The 17,202-nt window shown below is 28.9% G+C and carries 15 protein-coding genes and 6 pseudogenes; 9 read left to right on the top strand and 12 right to left on the bottom strand.

The genetic code is table 11. The annotated features are described in order from the left end of the window. Window positions 1–20 precede the first annotated feature (20 nt). The 7 genes and pseudogenes from ACZ1HD_RS17205 (at window position 21) to ACZ1HD_RS17175 (ending at window position 7,228) form a co-directional block, all read left to right on the top strand. On the top strand, window positions 21–374 hold the full coding sequence (locus ACZ1HD_RS17205) for a hypothetical protein (protein WP_472688156.1): 354 nt from the start codon (window positions 21–23) through the stop codon (window positions 372–374). Beyond that, complete coding sequence (locus tag ACZ1HD_RS17200; protein ID WP_472688155.1) at window positions 290–1,129, top strand: ABC transporter permease; 840 nt, start codon at window positions 290–292, stop codon at window positions 1,127–1,129. The genes ACZ1HD_RS17205 and ACZ1HD_RS17200 overlap by 85 nt, the downstream gene beginning before the upstream one ends. A 156-nt stretch (window positions 1,130–1,285) precedes the next feature. Next, window positions 1,286–2,131, top strand: coding sequence for an ABC transporter ATP-binding protein (locus tag ACZ1HD_RS17195; protein WP_472688154.1), 846 nt, complete (start codon window positions 1,286–1,288; stop codon window positions 2,129–2,131). A gap of 11 nt (window positions 2,132–2,142) precedes the next feature. Next, window positions 2,143–2,960: pseudogene (locus ACZ1HD_RS17190) on the top strand (ABC transporter ATP-binding protein). A 135-nt stretch (window positions 2,961–3,095) separates the two neighbouring features. After that, window positions 3,096–4,388: an alginate export family protein gene (locus tag ACZ1HD_RS17185; RefSeq protein ID WP_472688153.1), complete on the top strand. Its 1,293-nt coding sequence runs from the start codon at window positions 3,096–3,098 to the stop codon at window positions 4,386–4,388. A gap of 207 nt (window positions 4,389–4,595) precedes the next feature. After that, the gene (locus tag ACZ1HD_RS17180; RefSeq protein ID WP_340931987.1) at window positions 4,596–5,057 is read left to right on the top strand and encodes a (2Fe-2S)-binding protein; all 462 of its coding nucleotides are present in this window, start codon (window positions 4,596–4,598) and stop codon (window positions 5,055–5,057) included. 18 nt (window positions 5,058–5,075) lie between these two features. Beyond that, a pseudogene (locus ACZ1HD_RS17175) lies at window positions 5,076–7,228 on the top strand (xanthine dehydrogenase family protein molybdopterin-binding subunit). Window positions 7,229–7,294: 66 nt separating this feature from the next. Here ACZ1HD_RS17175 and ACZ1HD_RS17170 read toward each other — a convergent pair. The 9 genes and pseudogenes from ACZ1HD_RS17170 to ACZ1HD_RS17130 all read right to left on the bottom strand — a co-directional run bounded on the left by ACZ1HD_RS17170 (window position 7,295) and on the right by ACZ1HD_RS17130 (window position 12,432). After that, window positions 7,295–8,230: a helix-turn-helix domain-containing protein gene (locus tag ACZ1HD_RS17170; RefSeq protein ID WP_472688152.1), complete on the bottom strand. Its 936-nt coding sequence runs from the start codon at window positions 8,228–8,230 to the stop codon at window positions 7,295–7,297. 574 nt (window positions 8,231–8,804) lie between these two features. Then, window positions 8,805–8,957 carry a lmo0937 family membrane protein gene (locus ACZ1HD_RS17165; RefSeq protein ID WP_472688151.1) on the bottom strand — a complete coding sequence of 51 codons (153 nt, stop codon included), beginning with the start codon at window positions 8,955–8,957 and terminating at the stop codon, window positions 8,805–8,807. After that, window positions 8,958–9,206 (bottom strand): hypothetical protein, encoded by a 249-nt coding sequence (locus ACZ1HD_RS17160; protein ID WP_472688150.1) that lies wholly within the window; start codon window positions 9,204–9,206, stop codon window positions 8,958–8,960. A 62-nt stretch (window positions 9,207–9,268) separates the two neighbouring features. Beyond that, complete coding sequence (locus ACZ1HD_RS17155) at window positions 9,269–9,499, bottom strand: hypothetical protein (RefSeq protein ID WP_472688149.1); 231 nt, start codon at window positions 9,497–9,499, stop codon at window positions 9,269–9,271. A 129-nt stretch (window positions 9,500–9,628) separates the two neighbouring features. After that, the gene (locus tag ACZ1HD_RS17150; RefSeq protein WP_472689401.1) at window positions 9,629–9,793 is read right to left on the bottom strand and encodes an ATP-binding protein; all 165 of its coding nucleotides are present in this window, start codon (window positions 9,791–9,793) and stop codon (window positions 9,629–9,631) included. 64 nt (window positions 9,794–9,857) lie between these two features. Next, window positions 9,858–10,538 carry a sensor histidine kinase gene (locus tag ACZ1HD_RS17145; RefSeq protein ID WP_472688148.1) on the bottom strand — a complete coding sequence of 227 codons (681 nt, stop codon included), beginning with the start codon at window positions 10,536–10,538 and terminating at the stop codon, window positions 9,858–9,860. A 22-nt stretch (window positions 10,539–10,560) separates the two neighbouring features. Beyond that, window positions 10,561–11,337 carry a CHASE3 domain-containing protein gene (locus ACZ1HD_RS17140; RefSeq protein WP_472688147.1) on the bottom strand — a complete coding sequence of 259 codons (777 nt, stop codon included), beginning with the start codon at window positions 11,335–11,337 and terminating at the stop codon, window positions 10,561–10,563. A gap of 79 nt (window positions 11,338–11,416) precedes the next feature. Further along, window positions 11,417–11,862, bottom strand: a pseudogene (locus tag ACZ1HD_RS17135) (response regulator). Beyond that, window positions 11,863–12,432 carry a helix-turn-helix domain-containing protein gene (locus ACZ1HD_RS17130; protein WP_340931998.1) on the bottom strand — a complete coding sequence of 190 codons (570 nt, stop codon included), beginning with the start codon at window positions 12,430–12,432 and terminating at the stop codon, window positions 11,863–11,865. A 94-nt stretch (window positions 12,433–12,526) separates the two neighbouring features. Here ACZ1HD_RS17130 and ACZ1HD_RS17125 point away from each other — a divergent pair. Together ACZ1HD_RS17125 and ACZ1HD_RS17120 are read left to right on the top strand one after the other, a co-directional pair. After that, window positions 12,527–13,158, top strand: a pseudogene (locus tag ACZ1HD_RS17125) (DUF3095 family protein). Beyond that, window positions 13,103–13,695, top strand: a pseudogene (locus ACZ1HD_RS17120) (DUF3095 family protein). Before ACZ1HD_RS17125 ends, ACZ1HD_RS17120 begins: the two co-directional pseudogenes overlap by 56 nt. 52 nt (window positions 13,696–13,747) lie before the next feature. Here ACZ1HD_RS17120 and ACZ1HD_RS17115 read toward each other — a convergent pair. The 3 genes and pseudogenes from ACZ1HD_RS17115 to ACZ1HD_RS17105 all read right to left on the bottom strand — a co-directional run bounded on the left by ACZ1HD_RS17115 (window position 13,748) and on the right by ACZ1HD_RS17105 (window position 17,156). Next, entirely contained in the window at window positions 13,748–14,452 is a 705-nt protein-coding gene (locus ACZ1HD_RS17115) for a YiaD family glycine zipper/OmpA-like lipoprotein (protein ID WP_472688146.1), read from the bottom strand. Window positions 14,453–14,457: 5 nt separating this feature from the next. After that, window positions 14,458–14,915 (bottom strand): annotated as a pseudogene (locus ACZ1HD_RS17110) (lipocalin family protein). A 1,110-nt stretch (window positions 14,916–16,025) separates the two neighbouring features. Continuing rightward, window positions 16,026–17,156 carry a hypothetical protein gene (locus tag ACZ1HD_RS17105; RefSeq protein WP_472688145.1) on the bottom strand — a complete coding sequence of 377 codons (1,131 nt, stop codon included), beginning with the start codon at window positions 17,154–17,156 and terminating at the stop codon, window positions 16,026–16,028. Window positions 17,157–17,202: the final 46 nt, after the last annotated feature.

Below are 17,202 nucleotides of genomic sequence, written 5' to 3'. Positions count from 1 at the left end.
AAATTATTAAATAAGAAATTATGAAAGCAAGTAGTTTAACATTAGGAAAAGTATCTCACTTTTTAGGTTTTGGTTTTTTTACGACTTTAAGAAATTTATTTACAGGAAATTTAGAAAAAGAAGACCTAAAGAAGTTTCTGCGTAAAGTAATAGTGCCACTTGCTTCTATATTTTTATTTATTTTGATTTGGCATATTGGTGCCAAAACATTATTTAGTATCGAGGCCGAATTTAAAATCGAAAAAGCATTAGAAGATCAAGGTAAAGTAGCTGCAGACGCATTAACAGCTTGTATTGCTTCGGTGAATCTAGTTGCCAACCCAATACATTACCATCTCCTGCACAGGTTTGGGAATCTTTTCAATCTTTGTTAAGAGATCATAATATTATTAGTGCAGATAAAGCAGCCTTTATAGAAAAAACTGCAGCTCTAAATAAAGCAAGAATTGCTGCGGGTAAAGATGCCATTGTGTATACGGGTAGACCTTCTTTTGTAGATCAAATATTTAGAAGTTTACAAACAGTTTTTGCAGGTTTCTTTTTAGCATTATTAATTGCTGTTCCTTTGGGTATTTTAATAGGTTTAAGTTCGACATTAAAAAGTGCATTTAATTGGTTTATTCAAATTTTTAAACCAGTATCTCCGGTAGTTTGGTATTTATTAGTTTTTATGATTGTAAAAACTGTATTAATAGGTTCTACAGAAGATAGTTCATTTACCATTTCATTTATTAGTGTTGGTTTGTGTTCTATGTGGGCAACTTTAGTAAATACGGCAATGGGTGTTTCTACAGTTGATAAAGATTATATAAATGTTGCAAAAGTTTTAAAATTAGGTACGTTTCAAAAAATATTTAAAGTGGTGTTACCCTCTTCTTTACCACTAATATTTACAGGTTTAAAGATAACATTATCAGTTGCTTGGATGGTTTTAATTGCGATTGAATTATTGGCTCAAAGTCCTGGTTTAGGTTTGTTTGTTTGGGAAGAATTTCAAAACGGAGCAAACGACTCTAATGCCAAAATTATTGTTGCCATGTTTGCAATTGGTATTATTGGTTTTCTGTTAGATAGATTAATGTTAACCATACAAAATTGGGTGTCTTTTGATAAACAAGATGCCATATAAATCGATTTAACCATTGCGTTAGGGATTGAAGCGGCATCCTTTTTTATGCTAGTTCGAGTTTTTTGTGAAGTATGAACAAAAAGTTTCGAGAACAAATAAAAAAGATATAGCGTAAAGCCCGACCTTATAGGTAACGCCCAAATAAAATTTAAAGAAATGGCATATTTAGAGCTTAAAAATATTTATAAATCTTACGGTAAAGGAGACAATGAAACACAGGTATTGTCTAACATAAATCTAAAGATAGAAGAAGGAGAATTTGTTGCTATTGTTGGTTTTACCGGAAGCGGAAAAACAACGTTGGTAAACTTAATAAATGGTTTGCTAGAACCAACAAGTGGATCTCTTTTATTTAAAGGAGAACCGGTAAAAGGTACAAGTCACGAAAGAGGTGTAATCTTTCAAAATTACTCGTTATTGCCTTGGTTAACAGTAGAGCAAAACGTAATAATGGCTGTAAAAGCGGCGTTCCCAAAACGAGATAAATCAGTCCGGAAACGTAAAGCTGCATATTATATAGAGATGGTAAGTTTAACGCCAGCTATTAATAAATTACCAAAAGAATTATCAGGCGGAATGCGTCAAAGAGTAGCAGTTGCTAGAGCTTTAGCTATGAAACCAGATATGATTATTATGGATGAACCTCTTGGGGCTTTAGATGCTTTAACTAGAGGTAATTTACAAGATCAAATCTTAAACATTTGGGAAAAAGACAAACGTACAGCTTTACTAATTACTAATGATGTTGATGAGGGAATTTATATGGCAGATAGAATTATTCCTTTACATCCTGGACCAAATGCAACTTTAGGACCAGAGTTTAAGATTGATTTAGATCGTCCGAGAGATAAAACTGCAATGAATGATAGTGAAAGTTTTAAAAAAACTAGAAATGCAATTATTGAATATCTAATGGATATTGGTGATGCTCGAAAAGCAGAAGCAAAGCAACAAATTATATTACCAGAATTAGAGCCAAAAAGTTTTGTTTCTTATTCTTAAAATAATAAAAGATGAGCGCACAAATAATTTTAAAAGAGGATAAAAAAAACATCACAAATACATCTAATGTAATGTTAGATTTAAAAGATTTAAAAAAAGTATATCCAACTCCAAAAGGAGATTATGTGGTTTTAGAACACCTAAACCTTCAAATAATGAAAGAAGAATTTGTTACTATTATTGGGCATTACGGTTGTGGAAAAACAACAATGTTATCTATGATTGCTGGTTTAAACCCTATTTACGGTGGAGATATAGCTGTTTTAGGAAAACCAATTAAAGGTCCTGGTCCAGATAGAGGTGTTATTTTTCAAGCGCCAAGTTTAATGCCTTGGATGACTTCTTTACAAAATGTATTATTAGGTGTAAAGCAGGTTTTTCCGCACGGAACCAAAGCACAAAGAACAGATATTGCCAAATATTATCTGCAAAAAGTAGGTTTAGAAGATGCGTTTCATAAAAAAGCATCAGAATTATCTCAAGGGATGCAACAACGTGTGGGAATTGCAAGAGCTTTTGCCATAAAACCAAAAGTATTATTGCTAGATGAACCTTTTGGAATGTTAGACTCTTTAACAAGAGGAGAATTACAAGATATCTTGATTGAAATCTGGAACAAAGAAAAAATTACAGCGGTAATGATTACTCATGATGTTGATGAAGCAATATTTTTAGCCGATAGAGTAGTAATGATGACTAGCGGGCCAAGAGCAAAGATTGGCGATGTTTTAGATATTGATTTTAAAAGACCCGAACAAGAAAATCGGTACTAGAACATGATAATTACTATACATATCGAAAACATTTAATCGACTTTTTAGAACACTAAATAAACAAAATAAAAAATCTTTAGAACTTAAAACTTAGGATTATGAAACGTTGCAATTTCATATTCCTTAGACGTAAACAGGTAAAAATTAAACATAATAATTCAACAAATCACAGAAAATAAAAACTAAACAACATGAAAAAACATTACTTAATTTTAGTACTGATGTTAGCGTGTTTTCAATTCGCAACAGCACAATTTACTCTAGATGGGCAATTTAGACCAAGAACAGAATACAGAAACGGTTACCAGTCTTTAATACCAGATGCTGCAAATGCAGGTTTTGCAACCAATACAAGAGTAAGGTTAAATGCTGGTTATCAAACAGAAGCTTTTAAAGTTTATTTGAGCATCCAAGACCTTTTAGTTTGGGGAGAGAATCCGCAAATAATACCTGTAGATTCTAACAATTCTTTTGCTGTTTTTGAAGCTTGGGCAAGTTTAAAACTTACAGATAATTCAGGCATTAAATTAGGACGACAGGTACTATCTTATGACGATCAGCGTTTTTTTGGTGGTCTAGATTGGGCACAACAAGGTAGAAATCACGATTTAGCGATGTTTCAATATAGAACAGAAAACTTTATGTTAGATTTAGGTTTGGCTTTCAATCAAGATTTAGATGGCGCCGGAGGGCCATTATTTGGTTTTCAAAACGTAGGTACAGCATACCCTGCAAACAACCCATTTCAATACAAATCTATGCAACATTTGTATGCAAAGAAAACTTGGGAAGGATTTAATGCAAGTCTTTTACTAGTAAATTATGGGCATCAAAATTATGATTTAAATGGAAATGCAGATGGTGTAAATAGCTTAATTACAGCGGGTACTCATTTAAATTATAAGAAAGGTAAATTTGGTTTAGCAGGTAATGCTTTTCTGCAAACGGGTACATTTTTTAATGGAAGTACAGATGTTGGAGGCGCTTATCTTTTAGGTTTAGATGCAAATTACAAGGCTACAGATAAAGTTAGTTTTGGTGCAGGTATAGAATTAATTAGTGGTGATGATGCTACTACATCAGATAAAACGGAAGCCTTTTTACCAACTTTTGGTACAAATCATAAGTTTAATGGTTTTATGGATTATTTTTATGTTGCCAATCATATAAATACTATTGGTTTAATAGACATTCATGCAAGTGCAAACATTAAATTGAATAAATCTTCAAGTTTAATGGCGAAAGTTTTAAATTTTAGTGGAGAACAGGCTTTGGCAAGCGGAGAGAAATCTTTAGGAACTGAAATAGATTTAGTCTACAAGAAAAAATTTAACGGGTTTTCATTAGTTGCAGGGTACTCTCAAATGTTTGCATCTGATGGTATGTATGAGTTAAAAGGTATTACAGAAAGTAATGCTTCAAACACTCAAAATTGGGCGTGGTTAATGTTAGTCATAAAACCAAAATTTATAACAGGTAAATAATACTTAACTAGTAAATGTTATTTATAAACTTAAAAAATCCCTTTAAAAAGGGATTTTTTTTGCGATATTAATTCTTTAGAGTATTCAAAAAAATACGGTATAAATTTAGTTTGAAAAACGTAATTAGGATAAAATACGCCTAAGAATAGAAAATTCTATATTCTCAATTTTTTGTAACTTCACTCCATAATTTTAAATCTACTTTCTATGCCAAACTACAATTTAAATGTTAACGGAAAAAATGTTACTGTTACTGCAGATGATGATACGCCTTTACTTTGGGTTTTACGAGATGAGTTAAATTTAGTAGGCACAAAATTTGGCTGTGGTATTGCTCAATGCGGTGCTTGTACAGTTCACATAGATGGTGTTGCAACAAGAAGTTGCCAAATGCAAGTTTCTATTTTAGATGATACAAAGATTACTACAATAGAAGGTTTATCTAAAGACGGTAAACATCCTGTACAAGAGGCTTGGAAAGAGATTGATGTGCCACAATGTGGTTACTGTCAAGCAGGACAAATAATGACAGCTTCTGCTTTTTTATCAGAAAATAAAAATCCATCAGAAAAAGAAATAAGAGAAGCAATGCATGGTAATATTTGTAGATGTGCATCTTATAATAGAATAGAAAAAGCAGTAAAAGTTGCTTCAGAAAAAATGCAATAATCACTAAAATTTATAAAAATGAAACTACACAAAAAAGATAATTTTAGTAGAAGAAACTTTTAAAAACCTCTGCATTGGCAAGTGGCGGTATGTTAATTGGTTTTAATTTACTTACAGCATGTAAGCCGAAGCTAAAATGCCAGTAGATATAGCAAGTTTAAATTTTAACGATTTTAACGCATTTATAAAAATTTCTGATGAAGGTTATGTAACTATTTTTTCTCCGAATCCGAGAAATCGGTCAAGGGGTAAAAACTTCTATGCCAATGATTATAGCAGAAGAGTTAGATGTAGATTGGGATAAAGTAAATGTTGCACAAGGTATTTTAGATACAAAAAATTATACAAGGCAAGTAGCCGGCGGAAGCCAATCTATTAGACAGGGTTGGGATGCGTTAAGACAAACTGGTGCAACAGCAAAACAAATGTTGGTAAATGCTGCTGCTGCAAAATGGCAAGTAGATGCAAGTTCTTTAAAAGCATCTAAGGGAATTATTACAAATACTTCAGGAGAAAAACTAACCTATGGTGATGTTGTAAAAGAAGCAGCTCTATTAGAAGTGCCGAGAAAATGTTGTGTTAAAAGACCCTAAAGATTTTACAATTATCGGGCAAGAAATTGTTAATGTAGATATTGATAAAATTATAACAGGTAAACCTTTATTTGGATTGGATTACAAAGCAGAAAACATGATGATTGCTGCTGTTTTAAGACCACCAGCATTTGGGCAAAAATTAGTTTCTTTTGATGATTCTAAGGCTAAAAATGTTTCGGTGTAAAAGAGATTATAAAATTCGGAGATAAAATTGCAGTTTTAGCAAGTTCTACTTGGGCTGCAATGAAAGGTAAAAAAGCAATAAATGCTAATTGGAAAACAGATTCTAAAGCAGAATCTACAGAAGAACATGATAAATTATTAACCAAAATTTTAGATGGTAAAGGTTTAGATGTTAGAAGAGAAGATGGCAATGTAAAAAAGGCTTTTAGTGCTGCAGATAAAGTTGTAGAGAAAACTTATCATTCACCTTTTTTACCACATAATTGTTTAGAACCGATGAATTTTTATGCAAATGTTACTCCGAGAAAAAGTGCATTTGGTTGGTCCTATACAAACACCACAATGGACGGTTAATAGAGTTTCTAAACTTTTAAATAGAAAAGAAGAAGATATTTTATGCGAAATGACTCGTATGGGTGGTGGTTTTGGTAGACGTTTGTACGGAGATTTTGCTTTAGAAGCAGCAGAAATTTCTAGTTTAGTTAAAAAACCTGTAAAAGTTGTTTTTTCTAGAGAAGATGATATGACTGCGGGTACTTATAGGCCAGCAATTAAATATAGAATTAAAGCAGCTTTAAAAGACGGTAAAGTAACTGGTTATCATTTAAAAGAAGCGGCAGTAAATGGAAATATGTATGGTTTAATTCCTAACTTTTTTCCTGCAGGTTGCATTCCAAACTATAAAGTAGAAAGTGGTAATTATAAAAGTAATATCACAACCGGTGCTTGGAGAGCGCCTTATACAAATTTCTTAGCTTTTGCAGAGCAAAGTTTTTTGATGAATTGGCATCAGAATTAAATATAGATCCAATTCAGTTGCGTTTAGATTTATTACAAAATGTAAAAAATACTACGGATAAACGTATCGAATATTCCGGTGAAAGAATGGAAGAAACCATTAAACTTGTAAGAACAAAATCGAATTGGGGAAATGCTAAAAATGGTGTTTACCAAGGTTTTTCTGCGTATTATAGTCATAATACACATGTTGCAGAGGTGGCAGATATAGAATTAGTTGAGGGTTATCCGGTAGTAAAAAAGGTTACGGTTGCTGCAGATTGCGGTATAGTTGTAAACCCTACTGGTGCTAGAAACCAGGTTGAAGGTGGTGTTTTAGACGGAATTGGACATGCAATGTATGCTGGTTTTTCATTTAAAGAAGGAGTTCCTCAATCTAAAAACTTCGATTCTTACAGATTGATAAGAATGAATGAAACCCCAAAGGTAGATGTCTTTTTTGTTGATAGTAATAAATCTCCTACAGGTTTAGGAGAACCAGGTTTACCGCCTGCAGGTGGTGCTGTTGCAAATGCAATTAATGCTGCTTTAAGTAAAAGATTATATTCACAACCATTTATTAATGAATTTGAAAAGAGTAAAATTCTTAGTTAATTAAAATAAAAAAAACCTCAAGATTTTATTCTTGAGGTTTTTATCATTAATTCAAATTCAAATATATTATGCTGTCATAGCTAACTTGTTTTTCTTTTTATAATCTCTAGGAGAACAGTTATATTTTTCTCTGAATCTTTTAGAAAAATAACTTCTACTAGAAAAACCTAAACTGTACACAATTTCAGAAATACTTAAATCAGTATTTATAATTAATTCTTCAGATTTTTTTAAACGTACAGATCTAATGTATTCACATACAGTTAAACCGTGCATTAACTTGAATCCTTCTTGAATTTTAGCTGCAGTTAAACCAATTTTTCTTGTTAAAACATTTATTTTATGATCTAAATCTGGATAGTTGTTTACGTAATCTGTTAATTCCTTAATCAGTTCCATTTCGTTCTGAGTTAAAGAACCGTTAGAATTAGCATTACTATTTATGTCTTTTTTGTGTTGTTCGATTTCTAAACCTAAAATTAAGTTTACAATACCTTTAGTTAATAAAGCTCTAACAACTCCTTTGTTTTCAATAGATTTTAATTGCTTAATATGTTCTGCAATTTTAAGATTATAAGAACCTAAGTATATATAATCTTTCGTTTTACCTGCAATAAAAGCGTCTTTTAAAAGATTATTAATGTCTGTTTGTTGGCTATTATCATCCGCAGTATTTACAGATATAATGGTAGAACTAGTTTCTATACCTTTATAAAGTGTAATTGTGTTTTCTTCTGATACAATATTAGAAACTATACTTGTTTGAAAAGTTTCTACGGTGTTTTTAGTTGCGTTATTTTCGAAAGAATGAGAAATCTTACCTTTAGAACAGTATACAAAGTTAATATGCGTACCTGCTTTAGCATCTACAGCTATTTTAAGGTCTTCTTTAGGTGTAATATTAAATTCTAATAAACTAATACCACCGTCTAAATTAATAGATCTAATAGTACCTTTACCTATGTTGTTATTAATTTTAAGAAATTGCTCATTAGAAGTCACTTTTAACGTTCCCCAATCTTCTTTTGTAATTTGTTAAAGAATAAATTTAAGCCTCTTAATTTTGAATTTACAGTAATCATAATTGGTTGAGTTTTTTTGATTGTTACTAATTTTATTTGATCTTAAAATTAAATAAGGAAGTATAAATTCTTTATTTAAAATTATACTGCAAAGTAACAACCGAACTCAAGTTTTTTCGTTACACGATTTTTTTTGTTATATGATTTCTATTTTTTGGTGTTAATAAATTGATTTTCAAATAATTAAATAATTTTTTACTGAAATTATGTAACAACAAACTGTAATTATATAATTATTTCTGATAATTTTTTACAAGAAGAAATTTGTAGTAAAATTTACTATTTAATAGTTTATATCAACTTAAAATTATAAATTAAAATTTATAATGATAATTTAATTTTTATAAAAAATACTAAAGTAGAAGAAGTGAATAAATTACTGAGATGAAATTTTTTTCCAAATAAATTAGGTTAAATTTTGAAGATGAAATTTTTAGATTAAAAACAAAAAAAAGCTTTAAAGTAATTTTACTTTAAAGCTTTTAATATAAGTTTTATGTGTCTTTAATTTTGTACCAAATTATACCTAGAATAAAAGATGCTAAGAGTAATAAATGAATTACCGGACTTTCTATTGCAAATACAAAATAGCTTACAGCCCATGCTATAATTATTAAAATAAATGTGATGTATAGAAAGTTTTTCATTTACTCTTCATTTAAAAGATTCTCTATATTTTCTTTTTTCTCTTCTAAGAAATACTCAGATTCATTTGCGAGTACATTCATAGATTCGTTGTTAGTTATTTTTGCAAAATCACTCATTACCGCAACTTGCTTATCTATAATTTTATTTAAGGTTAATAAATAAGCTTTCTCGTTAGATTCTTTTTTATTTACAACAAATGGTTTTTTTTCTAAAAACAATACATCATTTACATTAGGTATTAAAATCATTTCTTTTCTAGAAATGTCTTTAATAGAGCCTAAACGTTCTTTAACTCCTTTATTTATAGAGTTTAAAATCTGTTTTGTTTCAGGGTAACAGAGTCTTTTTCTTTTATGTAATTGTTATAATTAATTATATAAATGTAGTTTTTTGTAGCTTCTACTAATAATTTAGCGTCTGTTTGACTGCTTAATATTTTGTCTTCTTTTTCTTTTGTAGTGGTTTTTTTATCACAAGAAAACATCAAAAATAGAAATGCAGTAAAAAGAAGACTAGCTAGTATTTTTTTAGTACGTTTCATTTATTCTCACTTTTGTTATTGGAATACAAAGGTCGAAAAAAGGATAGGATTTTTTGTTACAGAATTAATAAGAGAATTTATACAATTTCCATAAATTGTAGGTATAGCTAGAAAAAATGAGGGTGTTTTTTAGTTAAAAGGAAGATAAACTTCGAAAATTGAACCAATATTTGGCTTACCAGTAGCAAAAATATATCCTTGATGATTTTCTACAATTTTTTTACAAATAGATAAACCAATTCCTGTACCGGAATATTCGTTTTTATTATGAAGCCTACTAAAAAGCACAAATATTTTTTCTGCGTATTCTTCATCAAAACCTATACCATTGTCTTCAAAAGTAATTTTATGATAAAAATTAAACTTGGTGTTCTTTATTTTTTACATCGCTAGCATCAACTTTATTATAGGAAATTTTAATATTTGGTGAAACTTCCTTTTTGCTGTATTTTAATGAGTTACCAATTAAATTGATGAATAATTGTTGTAATTGAAAAGGTATAACTGTTAATGTAGGTATTGTTTCTGATGTAATAATGGCATCTTTTTCTAAAATAGTTTCTGCCAATTCTTGTTTTGCATTCTCAAGAATGATATTCATGTTAGTTTCTTCAAAAACTTCTTCAGATTTATTAGTTCTAGAAAATTGTAATAAATCGTCTATTAATAAACGCATTCTTGTAGAAGAGGTTTTTATTCTTTCTAAATATAAATTTCCTCTTTCAGATAAATTAGAAGCTTCTTTTTCTTCTAATCTAGAAATAAAAGTCTGTATTTTTCGAAGAGGTTCTTGTAAATCATGACTTGCAACATGATTAAAAGAAGATAATTCTTTATTGTTTCTTTCTAACTCGAAATTTCTTTCTTCGAGTAATCTATAATTTTCTATCTCATCGGTAATATCTGCAGTTGTACCAATAAGTCTTCTATTCTCTTCGTTATCTGTAAGCACTTTACCATAAGCTTTAAAGTGTCTTATGCTGCCATTTTTTTGAACAATTCTATAGTAAATGAATGGCAAATCTTCTGTTTGTATCATTTTTTCGACTTGTTTTTTCAATTTATCTACATCCTCTCGGATGTACAAATTGCATAAAATTTTCTAAGGTAGGTTCAAAAGACTGAGGTTGCTCACCTAATAATCTGTATAAATTATCAGAATAACTAAATTTATTTTCTTCTATAAACCAGTTCCAAGTACCATGTTTACTAACAATTTCTGATTGATTTGTAGATTCTTTAAAAATTTCTAATTGAAGGTTTTTGGTTTGTAAATTTTTAATATCATTATTAATTTTCGAATAAGTAAAAAGTAGTAAAAGAAGGGCAATTATTAAAACCGAATAAATAATAATAGGTGTGTTTGTTATACTTCTTTCGTTATCTAATTTTCTAATTCTTAAAAGATTGTTGTTATGAGTAATCATTTGATTAATTTCTAATCGAATGTTGTCCATGGTTTTTTTACCTGCAAGAAGTAGTGCATCAAACTCTTTAGAATCTAAATTATCGTTTTTAGAAAACTTAAAAGTCTCATCAAAATAATTTAAGTTTTTATCAATTAATATTGTTAAATCTCTAAGCTTTTGTTGTTGTCTTTCGTCTTTTTTTGTTAATTCTTTTAAACGCGCAAAACTGTTATTTGTTTTTTCTCTACCAGAAAAAAATGATTCTAAAAACCGAGTATCTTCAGAAATTAAATAACCTCTTTGGCCAGTTTCGCTATCTTTTAGGTAAGAAAGTATTTGTTCTAATTCGATATTTACTTCATACGTATGCTCTACTAAATCAAAAGATTTAATTAATGTTTGCAGGTGTTTGTATGCCAAACCACCCATGCATAGTATTACAAAAAGACTTATACCAAAGGTAATCTTTAAGAAACGTGTAGATTTAAATATCGATTTTATATTCACTTTATAATCTTAATAAAAAGTTGTCTTTGTTAAGGCCACTTGTTTGATATTGCCAATTCATAGTAACTACATTAGAAAGCACTTTCTTTAATTTTTTAAAGTCGTTTGGTTTTTTAATGTAAACGTTAGCACCTAAAACAAAGGTGTTTTCTATGTCTTCTTCTGATGCAGAAGTAGAATAAATTACAATAGCAATATCTTTAAGTCTATCTACTTTTTTAATTTCTGTTAAACACTCTATACCCGATTTTTTTGGCATGTTTAAATCTAAAAAAGTATTTTTGGCAGAATACTATCTTCTTGGTTCAAGTAGTTCATTAACTCTAAACCGTCTTTAAAAGTGCTTACTTTTGTGTTAATTTTTAACTCGTCAAAAGCATCTTCAAAGAAAAGTCTGTCGTCTTCATCATCATCTGCTAAAATTATAAAAACATCTTTATGTTGCATTTATTCTTGTTTTTTAGGGTTATTTAGCTCTCTTCTCTTTGTTATTATTCTTTGAAAAGCAGAAGGTGTTATACCTGTTGTATTTTTAAATTGCGTACTTAAATGTGCTACACTAGAGTAATTTAATTTATATGCAATATCGGTAATTTTTAAATCTGTATTGATAATTAATTGCTTTGTGTATTCAATTTTTTGTAGTATGATAAAGTTTTCTATGGATGTATAGGTAACTTCAGAAAATAAATTAGACAAATACCCGTAACTATGATCTAGTTTTTCTGATAAATACACAGAACTTTTAACATTTATATTTTCATCATCATTAAAAACCATATCTGTAATAGTATCTTTTATTTTTTGAACTAAAATACTTTTTTGGTTTTCAATAACTTCACTACCATATTCTTGTAAACTATCGTTTAATTGCGATAGTTGGTCTTCTGTAATTTTTTCTAAAAACTCTATTTCACCAAAACCTAGAACTTTATGTTTAACATCTAATTCATTTAACTTTTCTTCAATAAGTTTATTACAAACTGCAGTAAAATCAAATTTTATAAATATTTTCATGTATAGCGTGTTATTTTGCTAATATAATAGATATATTACAATTATTTTATTTAGACATTTAAAAAAGAAATTGTATTGATATAATTTATAGATAATGATTAACAACACAGGGTTTTACAAAAAATTAAGTTACAATAACATTCCTATTAGAGAACTTCTTAAAAATGAAAATTTATTTAATGCTGTACCAAGCAATTGGGTAGTTATAGTAACAGATATTGTAAATTCTACAAAAGCGATAAAAAACGGAGGTCATAACGATGTTAATTTAGTTGCTACAGGTAGTATAATTACTGTTTTAAATAAAATTAAGAAGATCAATAAAAAAATTACGATTCCATATTTTTTGGAGGTGACGGCGCAACTTTTATTGTTGCAAAAGAAATTCTAGAACCTGTTTATACAGCTTTAGAAAATTATAGTGATCACGTAGAAAAAAACTTTAATTTAAAACTAAGAGTAGGGCAAATGCGTGTAGAAGACATTTATGAAACTGGCGCTACTTTAAGAATCGCTAAATTAAAATTAAACTCTTTTTTAGTAACTCCGGTAATTATTGGTAACGGTTTAAAACTTGCAGAAAACCTAATTAAAGAGCAGTTTGTAGAAAATATTGATAATAAAATTGATGATATTTCTATTGATTTAGAAGGTATGGAGTGTCGTTGGAATGAAATTAAGCCCAATAGCGAAGAAAAAGGTAATCTGCTTACTTGTTATGTGTAATAACGAAGAAAAACAAGCAGAAGTTTACACAACGATTATGGATGAGATAGATTATATTTTTGGAAGTCTATCTGAAAGAACACCAATAACAACTTTAAAACTAGCTTTAAATACATCTTTTGATAAAATTAAAACGGAAATGTATGCTCGTTTGGGTAAGTTTGATTTAAGTTATCTTATAAAAAACTGGTTAATTACAAACTTTGGTAAATATTATTTTAGGTTTTTTAAGGATGGCAAAGCGTATTTATATAAGGTTTCTCAATTATCTGATACGATTATGTTAGATGGTTCTATAAACACTGTTTTTCCGGTACAGAAAAACAAATTAGTAAGTTGAGGCTTTTGTTGGATTCATTAGAATCTCAGCAAAAAATAATTTACGGAATTCATGCTACATACGCCTCTATAATGTCTTGTTATATAGAAGATAGAGATGAAAAACATATTCACTTTGTAGATGGTACAGAAGGCGGTTATACAACCGCATCTAAAGAGTTAAAGAAAAAAATAAATAGTTATAAAGTTTATTCATAAAAAAAAGCCGCTTTTTTGCGGCTTTTTTTATGAATATATAAAATATCAGAAGTTATTGTCCTACTTCTTCTTTAGCTTCTTCTACCATCTTTTCGTTAGGTAAAATAGCAACATTTACTCTTCTGTTTTTGGCTCTACCTTCTGCAGTTGTGTTATCATACTTTGGTTGCGTTTCACCGAACCATTGTGTTGTAAATCTACCTCTTTGTAATCCTTTTGCTATTAAATAATTAGTTACAGATTTTGCTCTTTTTTCAGATAATGTCATATTGTAGCTGTCTCTACTGCAGCTATCTGTGTGCCCAACAACTAAGATGTTTGTATCCGGAAACTCTGCAAAAACACTAGATAATTTGTTTAAAGTTTCTTGCGATTTTGCATTGATATCATCTTTGTTAGTATCAAAATAAACACCACTGTTTTCATCAAAAGTAACAACAATACCATTATCTACTCTTTCTACTTCCGCTCCAGGAATCTCTGTTTCAATTTGTTTTGCTTGATTATCCATTTTTTTACCAATTAGTATTCCGGCACCACCACCAACAACTCCACCAATTACAGCTCCTAGTTTACTATTTTTTCCGCTACCAACGTTATTACCAATAATGGCACCAATTAAAGCACCTGTTGTGGTTCCTATTACAGCACCTTTTTGTTTGTTGTTTGTATTTTTAGTTGCTTCGCAACTTGTTAAACTTGCTGTTAATGCTATTGCTACTGCAAATGCAGAAATTTTGTTCAATATATTTTTCATAATTGTTATTGTTTTGTAAAGTTCATGTTTATAATAAACGGAGTTCCGTTTACCATTAAGTTTTGTTTCCAGGTCATGTTTGTTTCAGAAAGATTAGATAATTCTAACCTAAAACCAATATTGTTTTCGTTATTTTTTGGTTTTAATAAAAAGTCATAATAACCTGATGTTTCATCAATTTCTTGAATTATAAAAATGAATTCTCTATCACCTGATTCACAACTCGAATTGTTTATTGTATAAATACCGAATTGTTATTTGGTACAAATTTCCAAGAACTTCCTTCTAAACATTCTTTTGTAGCATCGTTAAAAAGAGTAACATTATAATCGCCTGTTTTGCTGTATGTAATATTATTTAAAGTCCAGTTTCCTTTTATGGTTTTTTCTTTACTTCTAACAGTTTTAGATGCTCCGCAAGAAACCAAAGAGGTTATAAATAATAGTATTAATAATTTTTTCATGAGATATTTTATTTATTCTGATACAAATTAACAAACATGATGGTTGATGGCTTAACTCAAAAGAAAATAATATGAATTCATTTAAAAGCAAAAAGTCGTTAAAATCAAGAAAGTATGATTTTAAAGACTATTAAATTAATCATATACATGATTAAATTAGATTGGGGGATTTTTCTTTGATTAGCAATTTTAGGGGGCGCTAACTGATTGCAAATTTACAACCTCAATACACATTTTTATGTACTTATTCTACTAATTGAAGATTGTGTATAGATAAAAAGTAAATTACTGTAGATTAGATGATAATTAGGGTTTTAATGTTTCTAGCAAAAAAATCGCTAAAACCAGTCAAGGTATTAGCGATTAATTTTGATTGTTAATTTTAGGGATTTTAACAACTAGTTTTTCTAGTTAGCAATTTTAGGGGGCGCTAACTGATTGTAAAATTACAACCTCAATACACATTTTTATGTACTTATTCTATTAATTGAAGATTGTGTATAGATAAAAGGTAAATTACTGTAGATTAGATGATAATTTGGGTTTTAATTTTTTCAGCAAAAAAAATCGTTAAAACCAGTCAAGGTATTAACGATTAATTTTCATTGTTAATTTATAGGGATATTAACAAAGTGATTTTTTTCACAGCGTTTGCATAATTAGGGGGATGCTAACGCATTACAAATTTACAACTGTTTTAAATTTGAGTTTTTATATTTTCTATTAATTAATTGTAAAGGTTAGATGAATAACCATTTATTATAGATTAACTTTAAAAACTAAAAATTAATTGTGTAAAAAAATCGCTAAAACCAATAAAGGAATTAACGATTCGAAGTGATTATAATTTAAATTAGCTATAAGGCTAGGGAATCTTCTAACGGTTTAAAATGTATAATCTCAATGTTATATTGAGGGGTAAACAAAAATACATAGTTGTTTGTTTCTTTTTAAATTAAATCTATTATTCGATATAAAGGTATGCTAGAATACGCTTAAGTGTCGATGAACTGAATTTACAAGCTAATCTATTAAATAAAAAAAACCACTTCTAAGAGTGGTTTTAAATTATACTTATAATTTACCTTTTGTCGAGTTTTTAAATTTATTTTAATAGAATTTATAGTCCTTAAGACTAATTGTCTTTTTATCAAAAATAAACTCACCATCAGCAGATACACCTTCAAAGAACAAGGTGATTTTATCAGTTTTAATATTTTTAACATCTAAATTTAAGTTTCCATTTTCATCAATTTTATTCATAGGAAGCCAATCTACTACTCCGTATTTTTTATAAAAATTGTCTGTATATGAATTGTATTTAGGTATATAGAATTTTTTTGCTTTAGAAAATGTAATAGGAAATTTTATTTCTGTGGTTGTTTGTCTTTTTATTGGTTGGTAAAATTTCATAGGGTTGGTTACAATACGTATTACCCCATCATTATTTGTAAAACCTTCTCCAAATGAACTTCGATTAAATTCAACATAATCCACTATACTCATTGACAAATTAAACAATATACTGTTGTCTAACAGCCTTTGCCCGTCTAAATAGATAATAGTACCTCCTAGGTTACCCTCACTATATGGACTTTGATAGCGAATACTACTACTTAAGCCTATGTCTAAAGTTCCAGTTATATAGTTTTTACGAGCATTAAAACTTAGACCGTAAATGTTTATAAATTCTTCTAAGGTTAGGTAACTATCTTGTAATGTTGTAAATTTTACTTTTGCAAAACTTTCTTTTTTAATTTCTAAAATACGCTTTTCTTCTAAGTTTGTTTTAATTATAACTTCATCTAAAAAATCACCTGTATTTAAACTATTAAAAGTGGTTAGCTCAAAAGTGTTTTCTACTGCATAAAAATTATTGTTTGTCGTTAAATGCATTGCGCTTTTGTTTGTCTGAGGTATACTATTTGGAGAAAATTGTGGATACATTGGTGTTTTAAATAACTTTCCGTCTTTTTTTCTAATTGAAGAAATATATGCTTTCTCGTTATTAGTTGGGTAATAATTATTCAACACAAAAGCACTCTTAGAATCATCATTTAAAGAGATAAATTGTGGTGGGTTATTAGACAAGGCATGAATTAAAAATTGTTTTTGACTATTTTTATCATCTTGAATATTAAACCTTACTGTAATTCCTTTCTCAAAAGAATGTGCAAAGTTGTTTTTTTGAGAGAATAATTTTCTCCAATTAAAGCTACTCCAGCCTTGGGTGATAAGCAAATTGTCTAAATCATATTTTTTTGATTGTTGATATCTGTAAAATAAT

The sequence above is a fragment of the Polaribacter sp. HA6-7 genome (assembly GCF_055693625.1).
This window is presented reverse-complemented; position numbering and strand designations above follow the sequence as displayed.

Coding starts and splice junctions, on each gene's coding strand:
- ACZ1HD_RS17115 (WP_472688146.1), bottom strand. CDS start 14,452: ATGAAAAATATATTGAACAAAATTTCTGCATTTGCAGTAGCAATAGCA.
- ACZ1HD_RS17165 (WP_472688151.1), bottom strand. CDS start 8,957: ATGAAAAACTTTCTATACATCACATTTATTTTAATAATTATAGCATGG.
- ACZ1HD_RS17180 (WP_340931987.1), top strand. CDS start 4,596: ATGCCAAACTACAATTTAAATGTTAACGGAAAAAATGTTACTGTTACT.
- ACZ1HD_RS17145 (WP_472688148.1), bottom strand. CDS start 10,538: ATGATACAAACAGAAGATTTGCCATTCATTTACTATAGAATTGTTCAA.
- ACZ1HD_RS17155 (WP_472688149.1), bottom strand. CDS start 9,499: ATGAAACGTACTAAAAAAATACTAGCTAGTCTTCTTTTTACTGCATTT.
- ACZ1HD_RS17205 (WP_472688156.1), top strand. CDS start 21: ATGAAAGCAAGTAGTTTAACATTAGGAAAAGTATCTCACTTTTTAGGT.
- ACZ1HD_RS17140 (WP_472688147.1), bottom strand. CDS start 11,337: ATGGGTGGTTTGGCATACAAACACCTGCAAACATTAATTAAATCTTTT.
- ACZ1HD_RS17195 (WP_472688154.1), top strand. CDS start 1,286: ATGGCATATTTAGAGCTTAAAAATATTTATAAATCTTACGGTAAAGGA.
- ACZ1HD_RS17130 (WP_340931998.1), bottom strand. CDS start 12,432: ATGAAAATATTTATAAAATTTGATTTTACTGCAGTTTGTAATAAACTT.
- ACZ1HD_RS17185 (WP_472688153.1), top strand. CDS start 3,096: ATGAAAAAACATTACTTAATTTTAGTACTGATGTTAGCGTGTTTTCAA.
- ACZ1HD_RS17160 (WP_472688150.1), bottom strand. CDS start 9,206: ATGATTTTAATACCTAATGTAAATGATGTATTGTTTTTAGAAAAAAAA.